The organism is uncultured Sphingopyxis sp. (genome assembly GCF_900078365.1).
Taxonomy (GTDB): Bacteria; Pseudomonadota; Alphaproteobacteria; order Sphingomonadales; family Sphingomonadaceae; genus Sphingopyxis.
In genome coordinates this window covers 1,741,703-1,766,172 of sequence record NZ_LT598653.1, presented here as the reverse complement: position 1 = coordinate 1,766,172, position 24,470 = coordinate 1,741,703, and the positions used below count along the sequence as shown (strand labels likewise).

At 59.1% G+C, this 24,470-nt stretch carries 21 protein-coding genes; 2 read left to right on the top strand and 19 right to left on the bottom strand.

The window, feature by feature from the left end; genetic code table 11:
- Window positions 1-24: 24 nt before the first annotated feature.
- The 3 genes from QZL87_RS08080 to QZL87_RS08070 are packed head-to-tail and all read right to left on the bottom strand — an operon-like array spanning window position 25 to window position 2,542.
- The gene (locus QZL87_RS08080) at window positions 25-1,245 is read right to left on the bottom strand and encodes a DegT/DnrJ/EryC1/StrS aminotransferase family protein (RefSeq protein ID WP_295326158.1); all 1,221 of its coding nucleotides are present in this window, start codon (window positions 1,243-1,245) and stop codon (window positions 25-27) included.
- Between the two features lies 1 nt (window position 1,246).
- Entirely contained in the window at window positions 1,247-1,903 is a 657-nt protein-coding gene (locus QZL87_RS08075; RefSeq protein ID WP_295326155.1) for an acetyltransferase, read from the bottom strand.
- 33 nt (window positions 1,904-1,936) lie between these two features.
- Window positions 1,937-2,542, bottom strand: a complete 606-nt coding sequence (locus QZL87_RS08070; RefSeq protein WP_295326153.1) for a sugar transferase — start codon at window positions 2,540-2,542, stop codon at window positions 1,937-1,939.
- Window positions 2,543-2,782: 240 nt separating this feature from the next.
- Here QZL87_RS08070 and QZL87_RS08065 point away from each other — a divergent pair, with 240 nt between their 5' ends.
- Window positions 2,783-3,838: a GDP-mannose 4,6-dehydratase gene (locus QZL87_RS08065; protein ID WP_295326150.1), complete on the top strand. Its 1,056-nt coding sequence runs from the start codon at window positions 2,783-2,785 to the stop codon at window positions 3,836-3,838.
- A 14-nt stretch (window positions 3,839-3,852) separates the two neighbouring features.
- Here QZL87_RS08065 and wecB read toward each other — a convergent pair whose 3' ends face one another.
- The 11 genes from wecB to QZL87_RS08010 all read right to left on the bottom strand — a co-directional run bounded on the left by wecB (window position 3,853) and on the right by QZL87_RS08010 (window position 16,220).
- Window positions 3,853-4,956, bottom strand: coding sequence for a UDP-N-acetylglucosamine 2-epimerase (non-hydrolyzing) (gene wecB, locus QZL87_RS08060; protein ID WP_295326148.1), 1,104 nt, complete (start codon window positions 4,954-4,956; stop codon window positions 3,853-3,855).
- On the bottom strand, window positions 4,953-6,089 hold the full coding sequence (locus QZL87_RS08055; protein WP_295326146.1) for a glycosyltransferase family 4 protein: 1,137 nt from the start codon (window positions 6,087-6,089) through the stop codon (window positions 4,953-4,955). The genes wecB and QZL87_RS08055 overlap by 4 nt, the downstream gene beginning before the upstream one ends.
- A gap of 70 nt (window positions 6,090-6,159) precedes the next feature.
- On the bottom strand, window positions 6,160-7,587 hold the full coding sequence (locus QZL87_RS08050; protein WP_295326144.1) for a hypothetical protein: 1,428 nt from the start codon (window positions 7,585-7,587) through the stop codon (window positions 6,160-6,162).
- A gap of 1 nt (window position 7,588) precedes the next feature.
- A complete protein-coding gene (locus QZL87_RS08045) occupies window positions 7,589-8,974 on the bottom strand; it encodes a polysaccharide deacetylase family protein (protein WP_295326142.1) in 1,386 nt (461 codons plus the stop codon).
- Window positions 8,975-9,201: 227 nt separating this feature from the next.
- On the bottom strand, window positions 9,202-9,720 hold the full coding sequence (locus QZL87_RS08040; RefSeq protein ID WP_295326140.1) for a DapH/DapD/GlmU-related protein: 519 nt from the start codon (window positions 9,718-9,720) through the stop codon (window positions 9,202-9,204).
- Window positions 9,705-10,898, bottom strand: a complete 1,194-nt coding sequence (locus tag QZL87_RS08035; protein WP_295326137.1) for a hypothetical protein — start codon at window positions 10,896-10,898, stop codon at window positions 9,705-9,707. The genes QZL87_RS08040 and QZL87_RS08035 overlap by 16 nt, the downstream gene beginning before the upstream one ends.
- A 2-nt stretch (window positions 10,899-10,900) precedes the next feature.
- Window positions 10,901-12,124 (bottom strand): oligosaccharide flippase family protein, encoded by a 1,224-nt coding sequence (locus QZL87_RS08030; RefSeq protein ID WP_295326135.1) that lies wholly within the window; start codon window positions 12,122-12,124, stop codon window positions 10,901-10,903.
- A 109-nt stretch (window positions 12,125-12,233) separates the two neighbouring features.
- Window positions 12,234-13,355, bottom strand: coding sequence for a DegT/DnrJ/EryC1/StrS family aminotransferase (locus QZL87_RS08025; RefSeq protein ID WP_295326133.1), 1,122 nt, complete (start codon window positions 13,353-13,355; stop codon window positions 12,234-12,236).
- Between the two features lie 6 nt (window positions 13,356-13,361).
- On the bottom strand, window positions 13,362-13,937 hold the full coding sequence (locus tag QZL87_RS08020; RefSeq protein ID WP_295326131.1) for an acyltransferase: 576 nt from the start codon (window positions 13,935-13,937) through the stop codon (window positions 13,362-13,364).
- A gap of 13 nt (window positions 13,938-13,950) precedes the next feature.
- Window positions 13,951-14,922, bottom strand: coding sequence for a Gfo/Idh/MocA family oxidoreductase (locus QZL87_RS08015; protein WP_295326129.1), 972 nt, complete (start codon window positions 14,920-14,922; stop codon window positions 13,951-13,953).
- Window positions 14,919-16,220, bottom strand: a complete 1,302-nt coding sequence (locus tag QZL87_RS08010) for a nucleotide sugar dehydrogenase (RefSeq protein ID WP_295326127.1) — start codon at window positions 16,218-16,220, stop codon at window positions 14,919-14,921. The genes QZL87_RS08015 and QZL87_RS08010 overlap by 4 nt, the downstream gene beginning before the upstream one ends.
- Window positions 16,221-16,517: 297 nt before the next feature.
- Between QZL87_RS08010 and QZL87_RS08005 the strand changes: the two genes are divergently transcribed.
- Window positions 16,518-17,702: a glycosyltransferase family 4 protein gene (locus QZL87_RS08005; protein WP_295326125.1), complete on the top strand. Its 1,185-nt coding sequence runs from the start codon at window positions 16,518-16,520 to the stop codon at window positions 17,700-17,702.
- 29 nt (window positions 17,703-17,731) lie between these two features.
- On the opposite strand, the gene QZL87_RS08000 is transcribed toward QZL87_RS08005, so the two are convergent.
- The 5 genes from QZL87_RS08000 to QZL87_RS07980 form a co-directional block, all read right to left on the bottom strand.
- Window positions 17,732-18,988: a hypothetical protein gene (locus tag QZL87_RS08000; protein ID WP_295326123.1), complete on the bottom strand. Its 1,257-nt coding sequence runs from the start codon at window positions 18,986-18,988 to the stop codon at window positions 17,732-17,734.
- 37 nt (window positions 18,989-19,025) lie between these two features.
- Complete coding sequence (locus tag QZL87_RS07995; RefSeq protein ID WP_295326121.1) at window positions 19,026-21,164, bottom strand: polysaccharide biosynthesis tyrosine autokinase; 2,139 nt, start codon at window positions 21,162-21,164, stop codon at window positions 19,026-19,028.
- 47 nt (window positions 21,165-21,211) lie between these two features.
- Complete coding sequence (locus tag QZL87_RS07990) at window positions 21,212-21,949, bottom strand: polysaccharide biosynthesis/export family protein (RefSeq protein ID WP_295326119.1); 738 nt, start codon at window positions 21,947-21,949, stop codon at window positions 21,212-21,214.
- Between the two features lie 67 nt (window positions 21,950-22,016).
- A complete protein-coding gene (locus QZL87_RS07985; RefSeq protein ID WP_295326117.1) occupies window positions 22,017-23,402 on the bottom strand; it encodes an O-antigen ligase family protein in 1,386 nt (461 codons plus the stop codon).
- A 134-nt stretch (window positions 23,403-23,536) separates the two neighbouring features.
- Window positions 23,537-24,307 carry a metallophosphoesterase family protein gene (locus QZL87_RS07980; RefSeq protein ID WP_295326115.1) on the bottom strand — a complete coding sequence of 257 codons (771 nt, stop codon included), beginning with the start codon at window positions 24,305-24,307 and terminating at the stop codon, window positions 23,537-23,539.
- Window positions 24,308-24,470 lie beyond the last annotated feature (163 nt).

The window sequence follows — 24,470 nt, the reverse complement described above, 5'->3', positions numbered from 1 at the left end:
ACCTGACGACTTGGAAAACGCGCTCTAGCCCCCCCGATTGCCGGAGGCGGCGGCGAGAACCTCGTCGATAGCCTGCGTCGTCAACCGCATCTGCGCTTCGGTCAAGCCGGGGTGAACGAGCCACATGATGCTCGTCTCACCCAGCTCGCGCGCGGCGGGCAGGCGCTGGGCCGGGCGCCATCCGGTGCCGTCAAAGGCCTTTTCCAGATAGACTTCCGAACAGCTGCCCTGAAAACAGGGGACACCCCGCGCGACGATTTCGGCAACGATGCGGTCGCGGTCCCAACCCGGCGCAAGGCGGTCGGGACGCACATAGGCGTAAAATTTATACTGGGCGTGGCGGCTCGTCGCGTCGGCCGGTGCGGGCAAGCGAACGATGCCGTCGGCCCCGGCAAAGCGGGCCAGTGCTTCGCCCAGCACATCGGCGTTGCGGGTGCGCGCCGCCGTCCATCCGGACATCCGCTGCAACTGGATCCGGCCGATGGCCGCCTGCATCTCGATCATCCGCCAGTTGGTGCCAAAACCTTCGTGGAGCCAGCGAAACCCCGGAGGATGGGCACGCTCATAGACGGCCTCCCAGCTTTTGCCATGATCCTTGAACGACCACATGCGCGACCAGAGATCGGGGTCGTTCGTGGTGACCATGCCCCCCTCGCCGCCCGTCGTCATGATCTTGTCCTGGCAAAAGGACCATGCGCCGACATGGCCGATCGAGCCGACGCTCCGTCCTTTATACAGCGCACCGTGCGCCTGCGCGCAGTCCTCGATCACCTTGAAATCATGCTTCGTCGCCAGTTCCATGATCGGGTCCATATCGGCCGGCCAGCCCGCAAGATGGACGATGATGGCGCCGCGCGTGCGCGGTGTCAGCACGGGAGCGATCGTGTCCGCCGACATATTGCCGCTGTCGCGGTCGACATCGGCGAACACGGGAATGGCACCCGCGTTGACCACACAGCTGACCGACGCGAGGAAGGTGCGCGGCGTCACCACGACCTCATCGCTTGCATCGCCCCCGTTGACCGCGCCAATCCCTAGCCCGTGAAGCGCGAGGTCGAGCGCCACCGTGCCATTGGCAAGGGCGATGGCGTGGCCGCTCTCGCTCCAGTCGGCGAACTCGCGTTCGAACGCCCGGCATTCGTCACCCGTCCAGTAATTGACGCGGTTCGACCGCAGGACGGCAGCGACTGCCTGCGCTTCCTCCTCGGTGAAGTTCGGCCAAGGTGCGAAGGCTGTGTTCAGCATATCATTTCTTTTCCATGGGCTTTGCCGGATTGCCGATGACCGTCGCGCCCGCCGGAACGTCTTTCGTGACGACGGCGCCCATGCCCACCGTTGCACCGCGCCCGATCACAAGCGGCTTTTCCGGGGTGCCCTGGCGAAGGATGGCGCCGGTGCCGATATAGGCGTGATCCTCGATACGGACATTCCCATTGCACATGACATTCGGTGCAAAGGTCACGAAATCTCCGATGACGCAGTCGTGGGCCACATAGCTGTAAATATTGGCATGGAACCCCCGGCCGATATGACAATCGCCGGTCAGCATAGCGAACGGTTGCAGGATCGCGCCTTCACCGACGGCAACATTGTCACCCACGATGACGTTCGACGCGCGGATGTCGCACATCGAAATTCCGGCCTTGCCGCATCGTTCGGTCAGCCGCTCGCGAACCTGCGACGCGGCAATCGCGATCGACACGGCGGCGTCCCGCCCTGCCGCTTCCTCGATGAAATCGTCCCACGACAGAATCGCATGGCCGCTGTGCTGCCGCTCGCCGCCCTGGGCGCCATCGTCGATGAAGACCAGGCGGTCATCGGACGAAAATTGCGCTCGCGCGACGGGCATCACTTCGCGGCCAAAACCGCTCGCGCCGTAAATTCCGATCAATCTGCTCATCATCCTCTCCAATCCCTCACGTCGCGCCGCTCGGCGTCATTGGCCGGCTCTTCCTTCGAATCGCGGCATCGTCGCCTCTCCGTCGGCGCTGATTCCATCGCGTTTCAGCACTTTGACCAGCGTCATGATCATGATCCTCCCGTCGAGTGCGAGCGACCGGTTGTCGACGTACCAGACATCGAGCGCGAACTTCTGTTCCCAGCTCAGCGCGTTGCGGCCGTTGACCTGTGCCCAGCCCGTGACACCCGGACGCACTTCATGCCGCCGCGCCTGTTCGGCGCTATACAGCGGCAGATATTCCATCAGCAAAGGCCGCGGCCCGACCAGGCTCATGTCGCCTTTCAGCACATTCCAGAGCTCGGGCAGTTCGTCGAGGCTCGTCGAGCGCAGAAACTGCCCCAAGGGCGTGATCCGCTCCGAATCGGCGAGCGGATTGCCGTCGCGATCGACCGCGTCGCGCATCGTCCGCAGCTTCAGCATCTCAAAAGGCCGGCCGTGCAGACCGGGGCGAGTCTGGCGAAAAAGGACGGGCCGCCCCATGCGCAGGAATATCAGCAAGCTCAGAGCGAGCAGCAGCGGCAAGAGCAGCAGCAGCATGCTGCCGCCAATAAGGATGTCGAACAGCCGCTTCACACCACGCATCCCGCTTTCAATCCGGGATCCGAGCGAGGCGTTCCACGGAACCGCGACGCCATTTCGGTCTTGCGAATGTCGATAAGGGCAGCGAACACCCTATCGCCCCTAGCTTGGGCTCCCGATACTGGCAAGCGCCCGCTGGTCCCCGTGCTGGCTTGGGCCGTGCGATCGAACTTACCGGTATCTTCAGCATATTTTCACGATAATTCTCCAAGGGTTCGATACCCGCCGTAAACGCAGAATAAGATGATCGAGGCCATGACCAACCACCGCGCCCAACAGGATAATCGCCGCAACGTCCTGATCACCGGAACCGCGGGCTTTATCGGCTTTCATCTTGCCAGCATGTTGCTGGCCGACGGGTTTCGCGTGCATGGCTATGACGGGATGACCGACTATTACGACGTCGCGCTCAAGCAGCGGCGCCACCAGATTTTGAAGCAGCATCCGGGGTTCGATGCGACCGAGGCAATGCTCGAGGATTTCGAACGGCTGTCAGCGACGGCGGAGGCGTTTCGCCCCGACGTCATCATCCACCTCGCGGCACAGGCGGGCGTCCGCTACAGCCTCGAAAATCCGCGCTCCTATATCCAGAGCAACGTCGTCGGCACCTTCAACCTGATGGAGATCGCGCGCGTCCTCGAGGTCCGCCATCTGCTCATGGCCTCGACCTCGTCGATCTATGGCGCGAACGACGAGATGCCCTTTACCGAGACGGAAAAGGCCGATGCGCAGCTCACCATCTATGCGGCGTCGAAAAAGGCGAACGAGAGCATGGGCCACGCCTATGCCCATCTGTGGAACCTGCCGACGACGATGCTCCGCTTTTTCACCGTCTATGGCCCCTGGGGCCGCCCCGATCTCGCCCCGTCGCGCTTCGCCGATGCGATCCTGAACGGACGCCCGATCGACATCTACAATCACGGCGAAATGTACCGCGACTTCACCTATATCGAGGACCTCGTCCGTGCGATCCGCCTGTTGGTCGACGTCCCTCCCGTTCGCCCGGCGTCGAAGCAGGCCATCGCCGAAGGCGACAGCCTGTCGCCCGTCGCCCCCTTCCGCGTCGTCAACATCGGCAATTCCGACAAGGTGCGCCTGCTCGATTTCGTCGATGCGATCGAAGCGGAGTTGGGGATAAAGGCGATCCGCAACTATATGCCGATGCAAAAGGGCGATGTTTTCGCGACCTGGGCCGACGCCTCGCTGCTACAGCGGCTCACCGGCTATCGCCCGCAGACCGACATTCGCGACGGTATTGCGCGCTTCGTCGCCTGGTATCGCGACTATCACGGCAAATAGCGGCACAGGGGCGTTTATTTGCCCCCCGCGTTGACGAGATGCTGGACGATTGTCTGGGCCGCGTCACCCTTGCCATAGGGGGCTATCGCTTCGCCTTGGCTGCCCAGCGCCGCGTCGAACGCTTCCACCATCGTTGACCGCGACATTGGGGGCGCCAGACGGTTCCAGCCCGCGTCCACCAATTCGGTCCATTCGGTTTCGTCGCGCAGCGTAACGCACGGCACCCCATGGAAAAACGCCTCTTTCTGCACCCCACCCGAATCGGTTGCGATGAGCGCGGCGAATTTCTCCAGTTGCACCATCTCGAGATAGCTTACCGGATCGACGATCAGGATCGCCCTCTCCGCGTCAGCCCAGCGATCGGTCCGGGCGAGAATCCCCCTTGTTCGGGGATGCACCGGCCACACGACCGGGACGCGCTTCGCGAGTTCGATCAATGCGTCGACGATGTTCGACAGCCGCTGGGGGTCGTCCGTATTCTCGGCCCGGTGGACCGTCGCCAGCGCATAGGATTTGGGCGCCAGCTTCAATCGACCCAGCGCCCCGCCCGCAGCGTCAACGCGCGCGCCCTGCAACAAGGCGACGTCAAACATCACGTCACCGACATTGTGAATGCGGTCGCCGGCGACACCCTCGCCGCGAAGATGGGCGCATGCCTCCTCGGTCGGTGCGAACAACCAATCGGAGACGCGATCGGTCAATATGCGGTTGATCTCTTCGGGCATCCGCATGTTGAAGCTGCGCAAGCCTGCCTCGACGTGCGCGACGGGAATATGAAGCTTCGCCGCGGCCAACGCCCCCGCCAGCGTGGAATTCGTGTCGCCATAGACCAGGACCGTATCGGGACGGACATCCATCAGGAGCCGTTCGATGCCCTCCAGCATCCGGCCGGTCATCGCACCATGCGAACCGCCATGGACGTCGAGGTTATGGGCCGGACGCGGGATACCAAGCTCCTCGAAAAACACGTCCGACATATTGGCGTCATAATGCTGGCCGGTGTGGATGATGATCTCATCGATGTCGGGCCGCGCCTGAATCGCGGTCGACACGGCGCTCGCCTTGATGAATTGGGGACGCGCGCCGACTATGGTTGCGATTGTCAGCTTGGCCGTCATGCCAGAATATCCGTATAAAGTTGCAAGAGTTTTCTTTCCTCGATCGACCAGTTGAAGATTTCATGGACCGCCCTGCGGCCGTTGCGGCCCATCTGTTCGGCCCTTTCGCGATCCGACACCAGCGCGTCTATGGCGGCCGCGATGGCGTCGGGGTCCTCGGGATCCACACAGAGGCCGCAATCATGACCAACGATGATTTCGCGCCAGAGCGGAAAATCGGATGCGATCACGGGAATGCCGGCCGACATATATTCGAACATCTTCACCGGCAACGCATCGAGATAGGCGGGAGTCGGCAAAAGCGTGACAACCCCCAGTATCGATCTGGACAGGAGGTCGCGGACACCCTCTCGATCCAGAAAGCCCAATTCATTGACCGATTGCCAGCCCTCCGAGCTTTTCAACACCTGCTCGAACGAGCTGCTTTCGAATTTCCCCGCAAGGTTGAGCCTGACGTCTGATTTCGTTCGCTCAAGCGATCGAACCAGAGGAAGAATGCCCCTGGTTTCGGAAATTCCTCCGACATAGGCGACCTCGTTTGCTTTTTCTCCAGAAGGAAGCGTGCTCTCAAGTTCTCCGAGACGCGGGAAATTATTTATATTGGCAAGCCTCTTGGCCTTGCCGCGAAATTTTTCAGTGATGATAGGGGTAGCGCCGATCACCGCATCCAATTTCCCTGCGGCTCGCTTTTCATAACGTGCAAAAATCGCAGAAATAACATGCAGCATCCAAGGATTGAGATAGGGTTTGCTCAGCAACTGCTTGGGCACATCCTCGTGAAAGTCGAAAACAACGCGTTTGCCGCGTCGTTTCAGCGCCAAGCCGAGGGGCATCAATTCCGGATCGTGCAAATGATAGAGATCGGCGTTCAGTTCGCGCGCCCGAGCACCCACCCGTCGGGTCGCTTCGATCATTCTGCGAAGCCTGCCAGTCGAACGCCCGGCATCGACGATCCGAACGCCATTGCTGCAGCGTTCATCGCCTTTCCCGTCGGCAACCACGAGCGATACCGCATAACCGGCATCGGCGAGACTATTGCAGAGTTTTCGGAAAATGCGCGTATCGTACCGGGAGTGGACCGAGGTCAGATGCGCGATATGCTGCGGTATGTCGTCACACATCGGATGGGTCATATCTCTCTATAGTCTGCTTTTTCGCGCGGCTGCGAAGCCTGCCGCCGATACCGGTCTACAATGGTCTGCATCACGCACTATCCGGCAATGGCTGGCTTCCGGAGGACTGCGCCTGGACTTTCTTTCCGGACTCTTCGGGGGAGCTGATGATGACGAGCAGCACCAGGGAAACCAGCAGACCGTGCGTCAGGAAAGTCGTCAGGAAATCCGAGGACCTCACCATGGTTAGCACCTGCCCCATCATCGCGGGGGCAACGAATGACGGCCCCAGATATCGCCCGTAGGATTGGAAAATAGCGAAGATGGTTCCGACACCGAGCGCATAGGCGATCACGCCCACGAGACCCGCCTGCGAAAACCCGCTTCCGATAAAGCCGGTATTGGCGCTCATGTCGGCGTCGAAGAAATACACTTCACCGATAATTTTAGGAGCAGGAATTCCGTAATAGTCCGGAACAAGTCCAAATGTAATAAATGAAGAAGACCAATAATATTTTGGACTTCCAGAAAAAAACTCTAGATAGTAATAATCCAGAAGAGAAGGAACCATAAGGACGCGACGAATAAGCAAGGTATTATACCATCCCAGCCCCCCACCGCTTCCGGTCGCCCCCAAATATATTTCCCCTATTACACCAAATGTTAGCATTATTATCAATACATACAGAATAACTGAATATCTATTATATCTAGAAAGAAATATATAAAGTCCAGTTACAACGAATGGTCCAAATAATATAGATTTATGGCTAGTGAACCCGAATAGCATCACAGTCATAAAAAAGAATATTCCGGTAAATATGTAAATCCTATAGCGCAGGGACAAAATCACCCCAACAGGTATGATCACTTTGGAAAACACCGATATCAAATAGCCAAAAACCCCCGGAAGATCTTCTGCTGCCTCGCGGCGAAACTCGTAAACGCGCGTTATGTCTAGGTTGAAGTTTTGGAAACCGCCAAAAACGTAGGAAAATACCAGCAACCATACCGTCAGGGCAGCCAGGAGCCACATCAAAGGCTTTGCCGGAACCGTAGCCAAGGAGAAGCGCGGTATCGAAATTGCGCTCGTCGCATAAACCACTGCAAAGGCGAGCGTTATGATCAACAGGGCCGATGTCGGCCTGTCCGCATAAGTGTAGATCGCCAGCGACGGTAGCAGATAGACCGTCAGCGATAAGTTCAGGAAGAAAGCCCGCACGCTGAACGTCCGCGGCGTGAACCAGGCGAATGAAGCTATGACCGCAAGCGAGGTCATCAGCTTATATGGATTGAACGCATCGACAAACCCCATATACCCCCAATAGGGCGCGAGATAATATCGATAGGATGCGATATAGAGGCCAAATAGCAGGATATAGAGAAATATCATCCAGCCCTTGCGGTCCTGATGCGCGTCCTCACCGCCGAAAGCGCCGTTCATTTTAGGAGCGGCCATCCGGTCCCTTCGTCGATAGGGCATCGCAAGACTGGCGGTATCGACAGATGACAACGACATTTTAACGATCTTTCCGAATAATTTCCTGGAAGAAGGCACGATCCGCCTTCGTAAGCAGATAGGAATTGTGCCACAACAAGGTGAAGTCGCCCCCGTGCTTCAGCGCGCGGGATTTCAGCTGCTGCATCAGGTCCATCGCCGCCGATGAATGCCCTAGACCCAAATAGGCATCTGCGAGCACCGACCCCTCCATGAGTATTAAGGGACGTTGCCGCAACCGTAGCGGCGACAGGCGCTGCCAACTCCACATCGGGAACGAACGCGCAGTCCCATAGCGGAAACCCGGGCGGTCGGCAAAGCATCCGGTCGTGTCATAGTCATATCCCGCCGCATCGAGCCAGTCCGGCGTCTCATTCGCGTCCCAGCGAAGATAATGCTGTCGGTTGCCGCAGACTGCCTGCGCAACCCCTGCCTGCGCGCACGCATCCCTCATGCGCTGACGTTCATGGGCGATCTGCCCGGCGTCGCGGTACGTATTGTAACTGCCGTGGACGCCGACCTCGTGCGCGCGCGCGCCGACCGCGCGGATCAGCGCGAGCGTCCGGGGCTCGAACAAATCATAGCTGCCATCGATCTCGCCCGCCGAATGATCGGGAATGAAATAGAAGGCGGCCGAATGACCGGCGGCTTCGCACGCGTCCATGTACCAATCGAAAGTGTAGTAGGGATCGAAGCGCAGATCGCCGCGACGGTGCTCCACGAAATTTCGTACCCGGCGCAGCGCGAGGCGAGGGTCGCGGCGGCGGACGAGATCGCCGGCGAGCGAGCGCACTAGCGCGCCGGCGCTCCGTCCCACGCGGTCGAAGGGCTGGTCGACATCGCAGCTCACGCGGATGCGGCCCTCGCGCCGCGGATGAGCGACATCCGGCCATAGCCGACGGATCATCGCCCCTAGCAGTACGACATATTCATCGACGACCGGACGATAGAGAAAGCCGCCCTTCCAGGCGAGCGAAGCCGTTGCCGGAAAGCGATCGTGCGCATCGCGATCGGGAAGCGCGACTTCCTCGAACCGCGACAGCATCAGAAAGATCGCACCGAACATATCGATACCGCAGTGGATTTCGTTTTCGGATTCTTCGATCCGGGGCAGACCGGACAGCACCGGCAGCGGCCCTTCCAGATCGGCTTCGGCCCATGCCTCTCGGGTATCCAATTCCGCAAGCGGGAGCATCGGAAGCTGCGCATCCCAAGTCGACCGCACGGCGGCGAGATCGGGGAACTGCGACGCGAGAACCAACCGGCGCCCTCCCCGCTCCAGCACCACCGCATTCTCAGCGCCCTCGACAAGATCGAAGGGAAGACCTAGCCACTCGCCGAGCACGATGTCCGCGATCCACTTTAACGGAGTGGACCGGGACGAAGGGAGGGTCAACAGCAAGGTCATCGGTTTTCGCAAGTCTCATAGCAAGGTCGCCGCGCGGCGGGGCAAGATTCGTGTCGGCCAACTTGCCACACTTCAAGGGTAAAGCGGATTTCCCCGCCCGGCACAATCCGCGGCATTCATTGAGGGCAACGCCTGAAAATCCTTATGCTGGATTCACCGTTCCCGGGGCGCTGTCGGGCCCGGATGACGGGTGCCTGCGCGACGGTGGCAGCCAAAGCGCGCGATCATCATACGTCCGTCCAATCCGCGTCAACATCGTTGCGAGAGCGTATGATCCGGGCGGGGTTCCCTACCACGATCGCAAAATCCGGCACATCCCGTGTCACGACGGATCCAGCACCGACAACCGCTCCCGAGCCGATACGAACGCCTTTCAGGATGGTGACATTGGCGCCAATCCAGACATCGTTGCCGATATGGATGGGCGCCTTCCGATGCGCCTGCGCCTTCATCGGCACGCCCATTTCCAGCCCATGATCGCGCCCCCAGATAACGGTTTGCGGTCCGATCATGACATGATCGCCGAACGTAATTTCGCCCAAGAAATGGCATCCCGCATTGGCGTAAAAATCATTGCCGCATGTGATGAGAGGATCACCGATCAGCCGGCTATGCGGCTCGATAAGGGCAGTACCCAGGAAACGCACCCGCGAAACAACGGCACCGCCACGCACGATGACGCCTTGGCGCCGCAGACACGCTCGACGGAAAAATTGGACCGCCGAACCTTTCAGCGCCTTAAACATAACCGGACCGCTGCAAGCATGAGATAAGGAATGTCACATATGGCCGGCATTGGGTCTTTCCAGTTAAAGATAGCAAAATGCCGCTCCTGCGCTCCTCTGAGGTTACGCCAGAATGTCGGAAAATATTTACGATCCGAGAGAAGATTGAGAATTTCATGCTTCATATAAACAAGATGGATTTTCTTTTCCGTTTCCTGGTGATCCCGATCAACATTAAGTCCCAGCGCATCTTTCCACTGGGAAAGCTGCAACCGAACGCCACAGAGATTCCCCAGGCGATGCCACATCATGCTTCTCAGATTGACTTCCATCAGCTTATATTGCCCATCCCGGCTATCATATTTGAATTCCGGCTCAACAATACCGATCACGTCCATAGCTTCTATCAACTTGCGCCCAAGAGCGACGACCTCTGGCGGAGCCTCATTGCTAGCACTTGAAAACACGCCGAAATGCTGTGGATATTGGCTAAGCTTGCGCCCCGCCCACTCGTTGAGCAACACGCCATCTCTGGAGCGGTAAGCTGTATAAGCGTAGATTGTGTCATCTTCCCCTGGGACGATTTCCGAGGCCATGAGCTTGATGCCGCGAAGCAATATGTCCTCGAGAACGGCCTTGTTTTTCGATAGGTCAGAATCAGAATTCAATACCAGATTACGAAATACATCCTTTCCTAGATCCTCCCTGGAACGGGGCTTAACGATCACGGGATAGGCCATGCTTTCTAATAATTTTAGATCATGTTTCTGACTTATCTCAAATGTCTTTGGAAAAGGCACATCCGCTTTTTCGCAAGCAGCATATTGTGCGATCTTATCGAGGTATTTTTTTGATGTTCTTTCATTGAACGGCAAAAAGCTGAATTCAGATATTTTACTCTCTATACCACTGAGTATCTCGATATGATCGTCAGCTGTAGGAAATATAACAAGAAATTCATAATCTTTCGAAATTCTCTCTAAAATCTCAATATATCTCTCACTATCTTTTTCAACTTTAATAAACTTACTTATCCTATTGCTGAAGCTTCCTATGCTTCTCCGGTTATCAATCAGAAATATTGAATCAACGCCACCATCGCTGAGCTCTCTTATTATGGAATAGCCGTTAACATATCCACCAAATACCACAGCGGCGTGTCTATTTGATTTAATTTTTTTTTCACTTACCATCTCCATATTTATAACTTCCCTCTAGAAACTAAATACAGAGCGTACAAAAGAATTATATAGCACATAGATATTAATATTGAATACATAAGAATGAATTGACTTAGGTTCATCCCGAGGGTTTTTGAAAAATGAAGAGAAAATACAGTTGTAGAAAGCAAAAAAACTTGCCAAGCTAGAGATATTTTTTGCTTCTCGAACACGCTGTTAATTGTTGTTAGCGCTGCTACAATGAACTGGATAGCAAATAAAGGCGCCAAAATTGCGGAAAGCTCTCCAGACACCTTCCACGAAGCCCCGAAAACATAGAAAAATAGCTTATCGGAGAGGAAGAACACGCACAGGAAGATCGGTATGGAAAATAGAGTAAGTGTCCGGAGCACCTTATTGAATGCCGTTACAGCCAACCCCGTCCTCTTCTTTTCTTCCGCCGCTGATTGAAAAAATACCTGACTTATGCTTCCTCCGATAAGAGAAGAAGGAGCACCAAGCACTCTCTGTACCAAAGCATAATATCCTAGTGCTTGCACACCGTAAATTGATGCTATCATGATGCTAAGATAATTCTGAGACAACGTATTAGCAAATATGGCTGGCATGGAGTATGTAGGAAACGCGCGATATCGTATTGACAGTGATTTCATGATGCGAGCATCTATGATCGATCGCAAATCATATCCCTTCACAGATGCCTTCATCAAGCGCATATTAGCCAATATTACTGATGACGCATAACCAGAGATCAATCCAATAGATCCAGCCCGCATGAATCCCGCAGTTAATTGCACAGAGGCCAGAATGATCGACTTGATCACTCGGGTTTCCGCCATTACGCGATAATTCTTCTGCCTATTGTTGGCATAAGTTAGTACATTGTTTATACCAGAAAAAAGCACTATCGCGGGCATCAGGAACAGCCAAGGCGCAATGGCAGGTACGCCCAGCGAAGTGGCTAAAGCTCCCCGAAAAATCAATACGACAAGAAAGACTATAGTCGAGAGAATGAGCGCGATAACCGTTCCCACGGCCGCGAGGTTTATGGCCTCCTCCTCGCTGTCGGAAATCATGATCGCCAATTCATACCGGCCGCTCGATATCGAACTGAGCACGGCGGCAATCGACATGAAAATCGCAAGAACGCCAAACTCGGCGGGCGTGTAAAGGCGCGTCAGTATCGGACTGATCGCGAGCGGGATGACTTGGGCGACAGCCGTGCCCGTCATGAGCGTCAACACGTTTTTGACGAAGTCCCGCTTCAGCCACCCTCGCATGTCATTCCGCCATCTGCTCGATCTTTCAGGAGGTTCGCGACGACGCTTTCCCTACCCGCGGGCAGGCAAGGTTTCAAACGCGCAACAGCACGTCGATGATCCGATCCTGATCCTGCTCCGAAAGATAGGGGTGCATAGGCAGGCTGAACACCGTTTTCGCAAGCTCGGCGCATGTTGACAACCCCTGTGGGTCGGCGGGATAATCCTTATAGGCCTGCTGCTGGTGCAGCGGCAGCGGATAATAGACGACGCTCGGGATATGTTCGGCCTTCAGTGCCGCCATCGCGGCGTCGCGTTCCTCGGTGGAGGCAGCTCGCAGCGTATATTGCGCCCAGACCGACCGCGTCTCGTTGGGAATGTAGGGAACCTGGAATCGCTCGCCGAGCGCCGCCGAATAGCGCCCCGCCACCGTCTGCCGGGCATCGAGTTCGTCGGCATAGATGGCGAGCTTTTCGAGCAGGATCGCCGCTTGCAGCGTATCGAGCCGGCTGTTCACGCCGATCCGGACATTGTCATATTTGTCGCTGCCCTTCCCGTGGACCCGCAGCGAACCGATCAGCGCCGCCAGTTCGTCGTTGCTGGTGAACACCGCGCCGCCATCGCCGTAGCAGCCGAGCGGTTTCGCCGGGAAAAAGGACGTGGTCGCGATGTCGCCGATGCTACCGGTGGTGCGGTCCTTGTAGGTCGCGCCAAAGCCCTGCGCGCTGTCGGAGATGATCCACATGCCGTTTTCGCGGGCGATCGCCTCGATCGCCTCATAATCGGCGGGCAGACCGAACAGATCGACCGGAATGATCCCCGCGGGGCGAAAGCCCAGTTCCTTGGCATGGACGATCGCGCGCTTCAGGCTCTCGACGCAAAGATTGAATGTCCGCGCATCGACATCGACGAAGACCGGCGTCGCACCGACGTGCGGTACGATTTCCGCGGTCGCCGCAAAGGTGAAGGACGGACAGAAGACCGCGTCGCCCGCCTTGGCGCCGAGCGCCATCAGCGCCAGATGCAGCGCATCGGTGCCATTGGCGCAGGTCAGCGCATGCTTCGCGCCGCAAAATGTCGCGAGTTCGCCTTCGAGTTCGCGCACTTCGGGCCCCATGATATAGGCGCCGCCCGCCAGCACCGCCTGGATGCGCGCGTCGAGCTTGTCCTTGATCCGCGCCTGCTGCGCCTTGAGGTCGATAAATTCGATCGTCATGATGGTTCAACCTTCAACCAGGCGCAGCGCGCCGTCGATTTCTTCATAGACTTCGCCCGTGCGCGGGCAGACGAGCGTCTCGTCGAGGCGTTCGCCGGTGCGCGAAACCCAGCCGATACGCCGCGCGGGCACTCCGGCGACGAGCGCGAAGGGCGGCACGTCGCGCGTGACCACCGCGCCCGCCGCGACCATGCAATATTCGCCCAGCCGGTTTCCGCAGACGATGGTGGCGTTGGCGCCGATCGTCGCTCCCTTCCCCACCGGCGTATCGCGAAACTCGTCCTTGCGCTCGACGAACGCGCGCGGCGTCAGCACGTTGGTGAACACGCACGAAGGGCCGCAGAATACATCGTCGGCCAGCGTCACGCCCTTGTAGAGCGCGACATTGTTCTGAATCTTGCAATTGTCGCCGATCGTGACGTGCGGCCCGGCCATCACATTCTGGCCGAGCGAGCAACGCGCACCGATCGTGGTGTGCGGCAGCACATGGACGAAGTGCCAGATGCGCGTATCTTCGCCGATCGACACATTGTCGTCCACGAAGGCGCTTTCATGGACGACGGCTTTGGGATGGATCGTCATGGTCGATCCCTTTCTAGGAAGCGGATGCGAGCGCGTCGGAGGCGCGGCGCAATACGTTCAGCACGGCAAGTCCCTCGGCCCCGTCGGTCAGCGGCGCGGCGCCGTTCGCGATACAGTCGAGGAAATGCTGGCATTCGTTGCGAAGCGGCTCCGACTTCTCGACGACGATCGCCTCGGCCGCGGCCGGATGCGGAACCGGCACCGGGCCGTCGCGGTCGATGCGATGGCGATAGAGCCGCAGCTTGTTGTCCCATTCGGGTGCCGAATCCTCGAACACCAGCATGCCCTCGCTGCCGATCGCGACGAGGCGCTGTTCCTTGAAGGGATGGAGCCAGCTCGTCTGGATATGCCCCTTCAGCCCGTTGGCGAAGCGCAACTGGAGCAGCGCCCAATCCTCGATACCGGGGGTGACGATCGCCGCCCCCTGCGCCGTCACCCCGGTGCAATCGGCGTCGACGAGCGACAGGATCATCGACACATCGTGCGGTGCGAAGGACCAGAGGACATTTTCCTCGACCCGGAATTTGCCCAGCGACATGCGGTTCGAATAGACGTAACTCAGCGCGCCGATCGCGCCCGAGCGCACCATCTCGCGCATCTTGCGAAAGATCGGGTGATATTGCAGCAGATGCCCGACCATCAGCCGCCGGTCGTGTCGCGCCGCGACCTCGATCAGCGTCTCGGCATCGCCCGGCGAAAGCGCGACGGGCTTTTCGACGTAGACATGTTTGCCGCTTTCGAGCGCGCGCAGCGCGAGCGCGGCGTGCGTTTCGGCAGGGGTCGCAAAGGAGATGCCGTCGATCGCGGGATCGGCGAGGACCTCGTTCAGCGACGCGATCCGCGCGCCGGTCGCCTCCGAAATGCGTTCGGCGGTTTCGCGGTGATCGTCGACAATGGCTTCGAGCGCGCCGAGCTCGGCGAAATTGCGCGCAAGATTCTTGCCCCAATAGCCGCAACCGACGTGAGCGATACGAGGCTGGCTCATGCGCGCACGACGTTCGGAAGATTGAGGCCGAGCTTGCCGCGTGTATCGACCAGCAGCCGGGCCTCGCGCATCACCAGATCATAGTCGACGTCGCTGTGGTCGGTCAGCAGCAGAACCGCATCCTGCGCGCGGATATTCTCGGCCGTCAGCGGCATCGAGGAGAGGTCGAAAACATGCTCGCGCATCTTCGGGAAGCGCGGAACGTTCGAATCGCTGTAGGCGACCTCCGCGCCCATATCGCGCAGCAGTTCCATCACATGCACCGACGGACTCTCGCGCATGTCGTCGACGTCGCGTTTGTAGGCGATGCCGAGCACGAGAATTTTCGAGCCCTTCACGGCCTTCCCATGCTCGTTGAGCGCGGCGGTCGTCTTGTCGACGACATATTGCGGCATCGCGGCGTTCACTTCGCCGGCCAGTTCGATGAAGCGCGTGTGCAGCCCGAACTCGCGCGCCTTCCACGTCAGGTAGAAGGGGTCGATCGGAATGCAGTGCCCGCCGATCCCCGGTCCCGGATAATAGGCCGTGAAACCGAAGGGCTTGGTCGCCGCGGCGTCGATGACCTCGAAGATGTTGAGGCCCATCTTGTCGGCGACGATCTTCATCTCGTTGACGAGGCCGATGTTCACCGAACGGTGGATATTCTCGAGCAGCTTGACCATCTCGGCCGCCTTGGTCGAGCTCACCGGAACCACCCGGTCGATGAACGCCGCATAGAGCGCGGTGCCTAGCTTCAGGCAGGCCGGCGTGTGGCCGCCGATCACCTTGGGGATCGTCTGCGTATCGAACGAGGCGTTGCCGGGATCCTCGCGCTCGGGCGAATAGACGAGATAGAAATCCTCACCGACCTTCAGCCCGGCCTGTTCGACGTAAGGCAGCAATATTTCTTCGGTCGTGCCCGGCCAGGTCGTGCTTTCGAGCGACAGCATCTGCCCCTTGCGCAGATGCGGCAGCAGATTGTCCATCGTCGAGGTCACGAAGCTGAGGTCAGGCTCGCGATAGGTGTTGAGCGGCGTCGGCACGCAAATGATCAACGCATCGCATTCGGCCGAACGGCTGAAATCGGTGGTCGCCTCGAACCCCGAAGCGCGCATCTCCGCGATTTCGTCATTGCCGATATGCTTGATCGGACTGGTGCCGGCGTTCAACTCGTCGACCCGCTCCTGAACGATGTCGAAGCCGAGGACGTGCAAGCCGACCGCCGATATGCGCTTAGCCAACGGGATGCCGACATAGCCAAGGCCCAGTATGCCGACGCGCAAGGTTTTTGCCGCGAGGCCATCGATAAATTTTTGCATGGGGGGAGTCATCAGACCTTTCGATTGGAGAAGTCCCCCTATGGAAGCCTGCCGCGATTTGCAATCCTCTAGCAACCCCAGATCTACCGACCTTCGCGCTTCTGCGGCGGTTCATCGCAGCGGCTGAATATATAGGGGGCGCCGGGACAGGAACGGTGCGGAGTGTGGAGTCGATCCCATGGAGAGCAAAGATTGACGCTTCGGCCTCGTCATCATAACGCTCGCGCGACCCCCTTCTGCGCATCCGCGCACGTCTCGCTCTCCCTTTGACGACTATTCGCGACGGTGAAATTTCATATGAAGAATGTCTGGATACTCAATCATTACGCCCAGGAACCGGGATCCTTCGGCGGTACCCGGCATTTCGATCTCGCCAAACATCTTCGCGAATTCGGCTGGAAGGCATCTATCATTGCGGCCGGCACCGAATTGAATACCGGGCGGCAGCGGTTAGCTGCGGGAGAAAACCATCGCCTCGACACATTCGACGGCATCGACTTCCTTTGGCTCGCGACCCCGGCCTATCAGGGCAACGGCCTCGGCCGCTTGCGCAATATGGCAACATACGCCGTGCGAGCGCTGGGCAAATCGACCGCGCCGCTACCGCCGCCCGACGCAGTCATCGGGTCCAGCGTCCATCCACTCGCGGCTTGGGCCGGGCTCCGGCTCGCATCGCGATTTAATGTTCCCTTTTTTTTCGAAGTCAGGGATCTCTGGCCCGAAACGCTGATCGACATGGGCACGCTCTCGCGCAATCACCCGGCAGCGATTGCCATGCGTATGCTCGAAGGGCGTCTTTACCGGGGTGCAGAGAAAATCATTTCGCTCTTACCGCACGCCCACCGCTACATACGTCGCTTCGACATTTCCGAAGACAAAATTGCGTGGCTGCCCAACGGGATCGATCTGGACCGCTTCCCTTCGCCTCCTCCACCGCTTCCCGCGGAAACCTTCATGCTAATGTATTTCGGAGCCCATGGTGGCGCCAACGGTCTTGACAACGTGATAGCCGCGATGCGTCTGTTGGGGGATCAGCCGGTCCGCCTCCGCTTGATCGGCGACGGCCCTTCCAAGACTTCCCTTGTCGAGGCGGCGGCCGGTCTCGCCAATGTCAGCTTCGAACCGCCAGTACCGAAGGATGCTATTCCTGCCTTGGCCGCGCAGGCAGACGCGTTCGTGTTCAACCTGATCGACGCGCCGGTATTCAACTATGGTATCAGCAGCAATAAGCTCTTCGACTTCATGGCGTCGGGACGGCCGACTCTGTTTTGCAGCAGCGCGTCGAATAACCCGATCGCCGACGCATCCGGGGGGATCACCGTGCAACCAGGCAAGCCGGCCGCCTTGGCGGACGCAATTCGGCAACTATTGGATACGCCGCTGACTGTGCGACAAACGATGGGTACAAATGCTCGCGAATATATCGAGAAAAATCACGACTTCAGATCTCTAGCGCGCAAGCTCGCCGATATTCTTCCTTGAGCAGCTCCGCGGCAACACCCGGAGAAAATTCAATTCTCTCCGTCGGAACCGCCCGAAACGCCACGATCGCTTGGAGCTGGTTTAAGCGATATTTGTTTCAGATGGACATCAACGCCGGCGGCTGAATCCGGGATCTCCACGTCGATCGCAAACCAGTACCAGTTGCAACCGGCGCCGGAGACGGTGACAGTCTTGGGATGGGATGGATCCGCAAGATCTATGCGCGGAGCTCCGTATTTGGCACCACCCTCCGCGCAGCTAATCCGCGCGAACAAAGTTTCACGGCTTAATTCGCCATTGGCCGACAATTCCCAGTCGACGACGTATTTACCGGGGGAAAGACGAAGCAATTGCTGTGCCGCCGGCGCGCGTGCGCCACCGATTGCCGATATTAGAAGCGTCTTTCCGCGGGAGTCGATCGACGCCCCCAAACTCCCTATCGACGACAGTTGCCAATCAAAGGGAGCCAGGTCGGGAACGGACCCGAAATTGCCATTCCGGAGGAGATTGGCGCCGGCGCCTTTCGCGTTTTTATCGCGTAACCCTAGACCCGATGCCAGTTCATATCCCGCGTCGAGATGTCCATAGCGAACAAGTTCCTGCAACAGCCGCTTGTCTGTCGCCGCTATGTCGGTCTGACGCCACGGCGCTCCGGCAACCGCCAGCCGTAGCCTGGCCGCATTGATCAGGCTGGCCGGACGCCTGACGACCAGCGACCAATAATAATCAGTCCACTTAGGGCGCGGGCCGATGATCGGGGCCAGTGCCGCCACGGTGCCCTCTCTCGCCGTCGCGTCCGCCATTGCCGCGCCGTACGTCGTTTTCGCTTCGTTTCCGGTCAGCATGACCCGCGACAACCAGGTGAAAAAGGTGCGATCGTCGCCGCGTAGCGCCGCCGCCTTGATCAACTCGTTGTTGACCAGCATATTGCGGCGATTGATTTTGCCCGCCAGGTCGAGCAGCGCCTGCCGCTTCTGCGCCTGCTCGGCGTTGGTCATCGACACCGCCAAAATGCCGAGCGCGGGAGCCGAGAGGGGTTCGCTCCGATAGGCAGCGTTCGCCAGCTCTGTTTCTTCCCGGCTTACATCGGCTTTCGCATTCTTCGCGCTCCGCGCAGCGAAACTATTATAAGCGACACTGGCCTTTGCAGTGCCAGACATCGGTGCCGCGACGACCAGCGCCCGCGACGGCGCCCGCTTCGCATTGGCAACGGCATAGCTCCACACGCCGACGACCAAAGAGGCCGCGATCACGATCAACCAGCCGATTCCGCGCCTGACAGTCATTGCATTTCCAAACCGGTCCGTAGATCGAGCGGAAAGGTCAACCCTTCTGCTCTTCCTTACCGTAGCTGAACCCGTAACCGTAACCGTAGCCATAACCATAGGCTTGATTGCGGGCGCCAACCTTTGTGACGATCGCGCCGAAAATCTTCGCACCCGACATGCGGAGCCTGATCAGCGCGTTCGAGATCGGACGCTGCTTCGTCGCATTCGCTTCGATCGTGAACAGCACCCCCTCCACGCGGCGCGCGATCAGCGGCGCGTCGGCCAGCCCCAGCAACGGCGGCGAATCGATGAGAACATGGTCATAACGCTTCAGCAGCTCGGCGATCAGATCATCCAGGCGCTCGCTGCCAAGCAGTTCCGCCGCATTGGGTGGCACCTTCCCCGCAGTGATGATCGAGAAGCCGTGCTTGGGCAATTCGGCGATCATCGCGTCGATGTTGTCATCGCCCGCCAGATAATGGCTGAGACCCAATTTGTTCGGGATACCCAGATACTCGTTTTGCGACGGGTTGCGGACGTCGGCATCGACCAGAATCACCGACTTTCCGACACCCGCCATCACCGTCGCGAGGCACAGCGAGGAATTGCTCTTGCCTTCCCGCGGTTGCGACGACGTCAGCATGATCGACCGCGGCGCGCCATGCGTCGTCAGGAACGACAGGTTGGTCATCAGGGAGAAATAGGCCTCGTAGATCGCCGACTTCTTGTCGGTGATGAGCTCGGCCGGATGCCCCGACACTTCGGGGATTGCCCCAAGCAGCGGCAAACCGAAGCGCACGCCGACATCTTGCGGGTCGCGGACCGAGCTGTCGATCTTTTCCAGCGCGAAAATTAGTCCGCCGGCAAGGCCTATGCCCGCGAGCAACGCCAGCGCGACATTGAGGATCAGGCGCGGACTCGACGGCCGGTCGGCAATCTTCGCCGCGTCGACGACCGAAATATTGTTGGTCCCCACTCCGGCCGCTCCGATTTCCTTATATCGTTGCAGGAGCCCGTCATAGAGTTGGCGGTTCGAATCCACCTCGCGCTGCAGGATCGCCATTTCGATCGATTCACGCTGCTGCTTGTTGTAGCGCTGGGTCAGGTTGTCGAGTTCGTTCTGCAGGTCGCGTTCGCGGCGCACCGACGCCTGATACGCCTCGCGATTGCCCTGCGACGAGCGCGCGGTTTCGGCAGCGATGCTGCGGTCGAGATTGGCGATCTGCGCCCTGAGCGACGCGACCGCCGGATAATCGTCAGCGAATATCGTGCGTTGCTGGGCCAATTCGGCCTGCAATTCCGCGCGCTTTTGCCGTAGGGCCCCGATCGTCGGCGCATTGACCGCGGCGATGCCGGACATCTCGTTGGCGAGTTGCGCTTCGGCGGCGATCCGTTCTTCGCGCGCCTTGGAGAGCGCCGCACTGATGCCCGCGATGTCCGAAGCCACCAGCGTTTGCGTCTGCGTGCGGCCGTCGGCACCGGTCTGTGACGAGATCGTAACGATCCCCTTGCTCATGCCGTAATTGATCAGCGACCGTTCCGACGATTCGAGATTCCGGCGCAACGTCTGGAGACGCGCTTCAAGATATTTCCGCGCGTCCGAGGTGGCGGCAAACCGGCGATCGATGCTCGCCTGCTGGAACTGCTGGCCCCACAGATTGGCAAGCTTTGCCGAGAGACGCGGGGACGGTGTCGCGAAAGCGACATCGACGAGGCTCGAATTGCGCACAGGGGAAACCGAAAGCCGGTCGAGTAGAATCCCTACCGCGTCGCCGTTCAGATTGCGCCTTTCGGCACTACTCATCGAGGCGTCGACATTCTCCATCTTAAATGCCGTGAGAAAATCCTTGTCGGAAAGCAGATTTCCGGCTCGCACGACGCGTTCGGCGAGCGATTCCGACTGCAACAGCGAATATTGCGTGTTGTAGAAGGAGATTTCGTTGACCAGCGCCTTGTCGCGCTGCCCCTCGACCGAAGTCGCGACCGGCGCGTCCGGCAGAATTTCCAATCGCGCGGTTGAGCGATATTGCGGCGTCGCGAGAAACGTCGCCAAAAGCCCGAGCAACAACGCTCCGAGGATGACACCAATCGCGAGGTTGCGATGACTGAGCGCAGCCGTCCATAGCTGCTCGACAATCGCCACGCCCGACGGTTCATCCTGAACGCCATAGTCGGCATCGGTTGCCGACACCATGGCTTGGCGATCACTGACCAATTGATTCATTACCCGATCTGTCCCGATCAAAATTCTCTGGCAAGCAAAATGACAGGCGACAACAGCGCCGGCACGACCGCCAGTATATCCTTGAACCGTCGCCGTGCCGGGGAATCGCCGACAACGACTACGTCGTTCGGAAAGATTTCCGGATCCGGATAATTACCCCGCCGGATGGCTTCCAGATTGTAAATGCCGACATATTTCTGATTGCCGACATCGCGAAATACAACCACGTCTTCCAGTTTGGCGAACTCGTTCGTGCCGCCCGCAAGCGCCACCGCCCGCATCAGCGTGACACGGCCAACGACCGGATAGGCTCCGGCCTTATTCACCTGACCATCGACGGTCACCGACATCGACTGAATGGAAAGCGGATTGGACGACGCCTTGAAATTGACCGTTACCTGCGGATCGCGAATATAACGGCCCGCCAATTTCTGACGAATTTCTTCTGAAACATCGGCGGGCGTCTTGCCCGCAGCGGCGATTGACCCAACGAGCGGGAACGCGAAATTACCCTTCCCGTCGGTCATGATATCGCGTTGCATGTCCGGAACGCCGAACACCTCGACACGCAATTCGGTGAAGGGTCCGACGAACGCCAGTCGCGTTGAACGAACGACGTCGCTCGCCTCCGGTTCGGGCAAGTTCTTGAGTGCGGTGACCGGGCTGTCCGGAACGCTCGCGACCGGCGGCGCATTCTTGACGCATCCGGCAAGCAACAGCGCAGGCACAAGGGCAAAAGCAGGAATTCGGTTCATATCGGGAAAGGGGCTCGATCCAAATGAGATTGGGGCTGCTATAGAGACTCTCGGTGGTGCCGCAACCCTAATCCTGTCGCGTCGGCCCACCTTTGGAGCAGCACAACAGGATCACGAGAATGATCGACAGAAGCTGAATCGAGGGCACACGAAGCGGGTAATCGACGACGCTTCCGAGCGCGATCAGACACAATATCAGCATCGCCGACAGACGGATGTCGCCGCGATGCCCCTTGAGCAGTCCCCGCGTGCCGCGACGCAGCGCGCCGCGCACGATCCAGGCGATCGCCGCAATCATTATGACCATCGCCGGCACGCCGCCCGTGATGAAGATTTCCGCCCAGTCATTGTGCGCGTGGTTGAAATAGGAAGGCTGAAGGAGCCGGTCGGGTTCGAACATTTCGTACACATCCGGGAAGGAGCCGAAACCGCTTCCCATCACCCAATATGTCTCCAGCATCGATTGAACGGTCGACCAGGCCTGAACGCGCATGTCCTCCGCGACGTCGGCACCCAGCACTCGCGAAAATGCCGTCATCCGGCTCGAAGCCCAGAGTCCGCCTCCCAGCAGGAGAGCCATCGCGACAACCGGCGCGTAGAGCAGCCATTTCGCCCGGCGCGGAGACAATGCAGGCGCGCCGGAAGTTCGCCTCGACCCGTGCGACTGCCACGCCGACGCCACCATCAGATATCCGGCCGAAAAAGCGACGACCCCGGCCACAAGGCCGGCTCGCGACCCGATAAGGACCGTCATCACGGTCAGGCTGACGCCGACGAGCGCCAAACAAACACAAACCAGCCCGCGCCGCTGCTTGCGCATGAATTCGTCGCGCAACAACATTGCCGCAATAATCACGGAAGAGGCAAGAAATATGGAATGATGATTGCGGTTGGCGAAGAGGCCGACCATGTCTTGCGAATTGGTAATGCGGTAGAGATAGGCGCCGCTCGACGGGCCCGACATGATCTGCACAAGCCCCAGCAGCGCGCTGACACAGGCGATGCCGACGACGGCGAAAAGGATTCGCGAACCATCCTCCGCGCTGCCGCGGCTGTAGACGAGCAAGGCCGCAAACGGCACGGTCATCGCCAAAAGGCTGTTGAAGCCTTGCGAGGGCGTCAGCGAAATCGGGCGCCAGATGTCCGGCTGCCCCAGCAGACGATCGATCGCCGCGATCGTCTCGCGTCCCGGCAACCCCTGCCACATCGCGGGCGGCAACGGAATCAGCTGGATACCGATCCATGCGGTCAACGCACCGAGCAACAACAGCGGCGTCCGCACCCGCCGCCAATCGCTGCCGTCCATCTGTAGCGCCGCCCAAAAGGCGAAAAGGACCGCGCCGCCGCGGAGCAGGGGCAATGATGCTATGTCACTGCGCGCGCCGCCCCCGGTCAGGAAGACGAAGACGAGAAAGGCCACGGGCACCCAGGCCGAAAGCGGCTGTCGACTCATTGCGGATTTCGACGACGATCTTGCAGATTTTCTGGAATTTCTGGTCATTTACTCGGGTTTCTGTTCCGGGTTCCGGAAGAAAGGAGGGCACGATGTCCCGATTTCGAAGGCCGCCGTCAAGCGGCACCTTCCGGTTACCCGTCGCGTGCGAATAGAAACCAGCGGCGCGTCCCTTCGATACCCAGCGCGGCCAGGGTGCCGCTTTGGAAGGCGCCAACGTCGACCCCGATGCGGTTGGCCTGCTCGTCGGGTGCCGGCGTGATGCTGTGACCATGCACGATCATTTTTCCATGATCGCCAAGGTCGTCGAGAAATTCGTCGCGGATCCACCGCAAATCGGAAAGCTGCTGCTTTTCGAGCGGGACGCCCGGCCGCACGCCCGCATGGACGAAAGCGTAATCGCCGATCTCGATCACATCCTCGCCGCTGCCCAGGAAATCGACATGTTCCGCCGGAACCAGCGTCGGCATGCGCGCCGCCACCTCTTCGAAGCTCGCTTCGGCAAAACCCGCATCGTCCCGCCAGTAACTGCGAATCGTCGCATCTCCTCCGATCCGCATGAAATAGCGCACGCGCCGGATGTCACCGGTCAGCGCGGCGAGAAAACACTCTTCATGATTGCCGATCAACAGCCGCGTGTCGGGAAAGTCCTCGCTCAGCCGCATGGCGCGATCGACAACGCCCGCCGAATCCGGGCCGCGATCGACAAGGTCGCCGAGCAGGATCAGCGTAACTTTGGCCGGATCGCGCTTCGCATTGTCGGCGCGGATCGCGTCGATCATCTGCGCGAACAGGTCGTCGCGGCCATGAATATCGCCGATCGCATAGACACGCTGCCCGTCGGGTATCGAGAATCCTCCGCGCGCCGACGACGGAGCCGACTTGGTCTTACGCTTCCAGAACATCACTATAGAGCCGATCCAACGCCAAATATCGAGCCGAACAAGAGGGAGAGAGCGTCCGCCAAGCGTCGCTTGCGCCCTCCCCTAATCGCCTCGCCGGGCGATGACAACATACGCCGGACAGGGCCGAGGGTTGCGCCAGCCCTTCGAAAGTACGGCAGACGGA

Bases quoted from the DNA above. Each gene is read 5' to 3' on its own strand.
- QZL87_RS08080 (WP_295326158.1), bottom strand. From the start codon at position 1,245: ATGCTGAACACAGCCTTCGCACCTTGGCCGAACTTCACCGAGGAGGAA.
- QZL87_RS08075 (WP_295326155.1), bottom strand. From the start codon at position 1,903: ATGATGAGCAGATTGATCGGAATTTACGGCGCGAGCGGTTTTGGCCGC.
- QZL87_RS08070 (WP_295326153.1), bottom strand. From the start codon at position 2,542: ATGCGTGGTGTGAAGCGGCTGTTCGACATCCTTATTGGCGGCAGCATG.
- QZL87_RS08065 (WP_295326150.1), top strand. From the start codon at position 2,783: ATGATCGAGGCCATGACCAACCACCGCGCCCAACAGGATAATCGCCGC.
- wecB (WP_295326148.1), bottom strand. From the start codon at position 4,956: ATGACGGCCAAGCTGACAATCGCAACCATAGTCGGCGCGCGTCCCCAA.
- QZL87_RS08055 (WP_295326146.1), bottom strand. From the start codon at position 6,089: ATGACCCATCCGATGTGTGACGACATACCGCAGCATATCGCGCATCTG.
- QZL87_RS08050 (WP_295326144.1), bottom strand. From the start codon at position 7,587: ATGTCGTTGTCATCTGTCGATACCGCCAGTCTTGCGATGCCCTATCGA.
- QZL87_RS08045 (WP_295326142.1), bottom strand. From the start codon at position 8,974: ATGACCTTGCTGTTGACCCTCCCTTCGTCCCGGTCCACTCCGTTAAAG.
- QZL87_RS08040 (WP_295326140.1), bottom strand. From the start codon at position 9,720: ATGTTTAAGGCGCTGAAAGGTTCGGCGGTCCAATTTTTCCGTCGAGCG.
- QZL87_RS08035 (WP_295326137.1), bottom strand. From the start codon at position 10,898: ATGGAGATGGTAAGTGAAAAAAAAATTAAATCAAATAGACACGCCGCT.
- QZL87_RS08025 (WP_295326133.1), bottom strand. From the start codon at position 13,355: ATGACGATCGAATTTATCGACCTCAAGGCGCAGCAGGCGCGGATCAAG.
- QZL87_RS08020 (WP_295326131.1), bottom strand. From the start codon at position 13,937: ATGACGATCCATCCCAAAGCCGTCGTCCATGAAAGCGCCTTCGTGGAC.
- QZL87_RS08015 (WP_295326129.1), bottom strand. From the start codon at position 14,922: ATGAGCCAGCCTCGTATCGCTCACGTCGGTTGCGGCTATTGGGGCAAG.
- QZL87_RS08010 (WP_295326127.1), bottom strand. From the start codon at position 16,220: ATGCAAAAATTTATCGATGGCCTCGCGGCAAAAACCTTGCGCGTCGGC.
- QZL87_RS08005 (WP_295326125.1), top strand. From the start codon at position 16,518: ATGAAGAATGTCTGGATACTCAATCATTACGCCCAGGAACCGGGATCC.
- QZL87_RS08000 (WP_295326123.1), bottom strand. From the start codon at position 18,988: ATGACTGTCAGGCGCGGAATCGGCTGGTTGATCGTGATCGCGGCCTCT.
- QZL87_RS07995 (WP_295326121.1), bottom strand. From the start codon at position 21,164: ATGGTGTCGGCAACCGATGCCGACTATGGCGTTCAGGATGAACCGTCG.
- QZL87_RS07990 (WP_295326119.1), bottom strand. From the start codon at position 21,949: ATGAACCGAATTCCTGCTTTTGCCCTTGTGCCTGCGCTGTTGCTTGCC.
- QZL87_RS07985 (WP_295326117.1), bottom strand. From the start codon at position 23,402: ATGAGTCGACAGCCGCTTTCGGCCTGGGTGCCCGTGGCCTTTCTCGTC.
- QZL87_RS07980 (WP_295326115.1), bottom strand. From the start codon at position 24,307: ATGTTCTGGAAGCGTAAGACCAAGTCGGCTCCGTCGTCGGCGCGCGGA.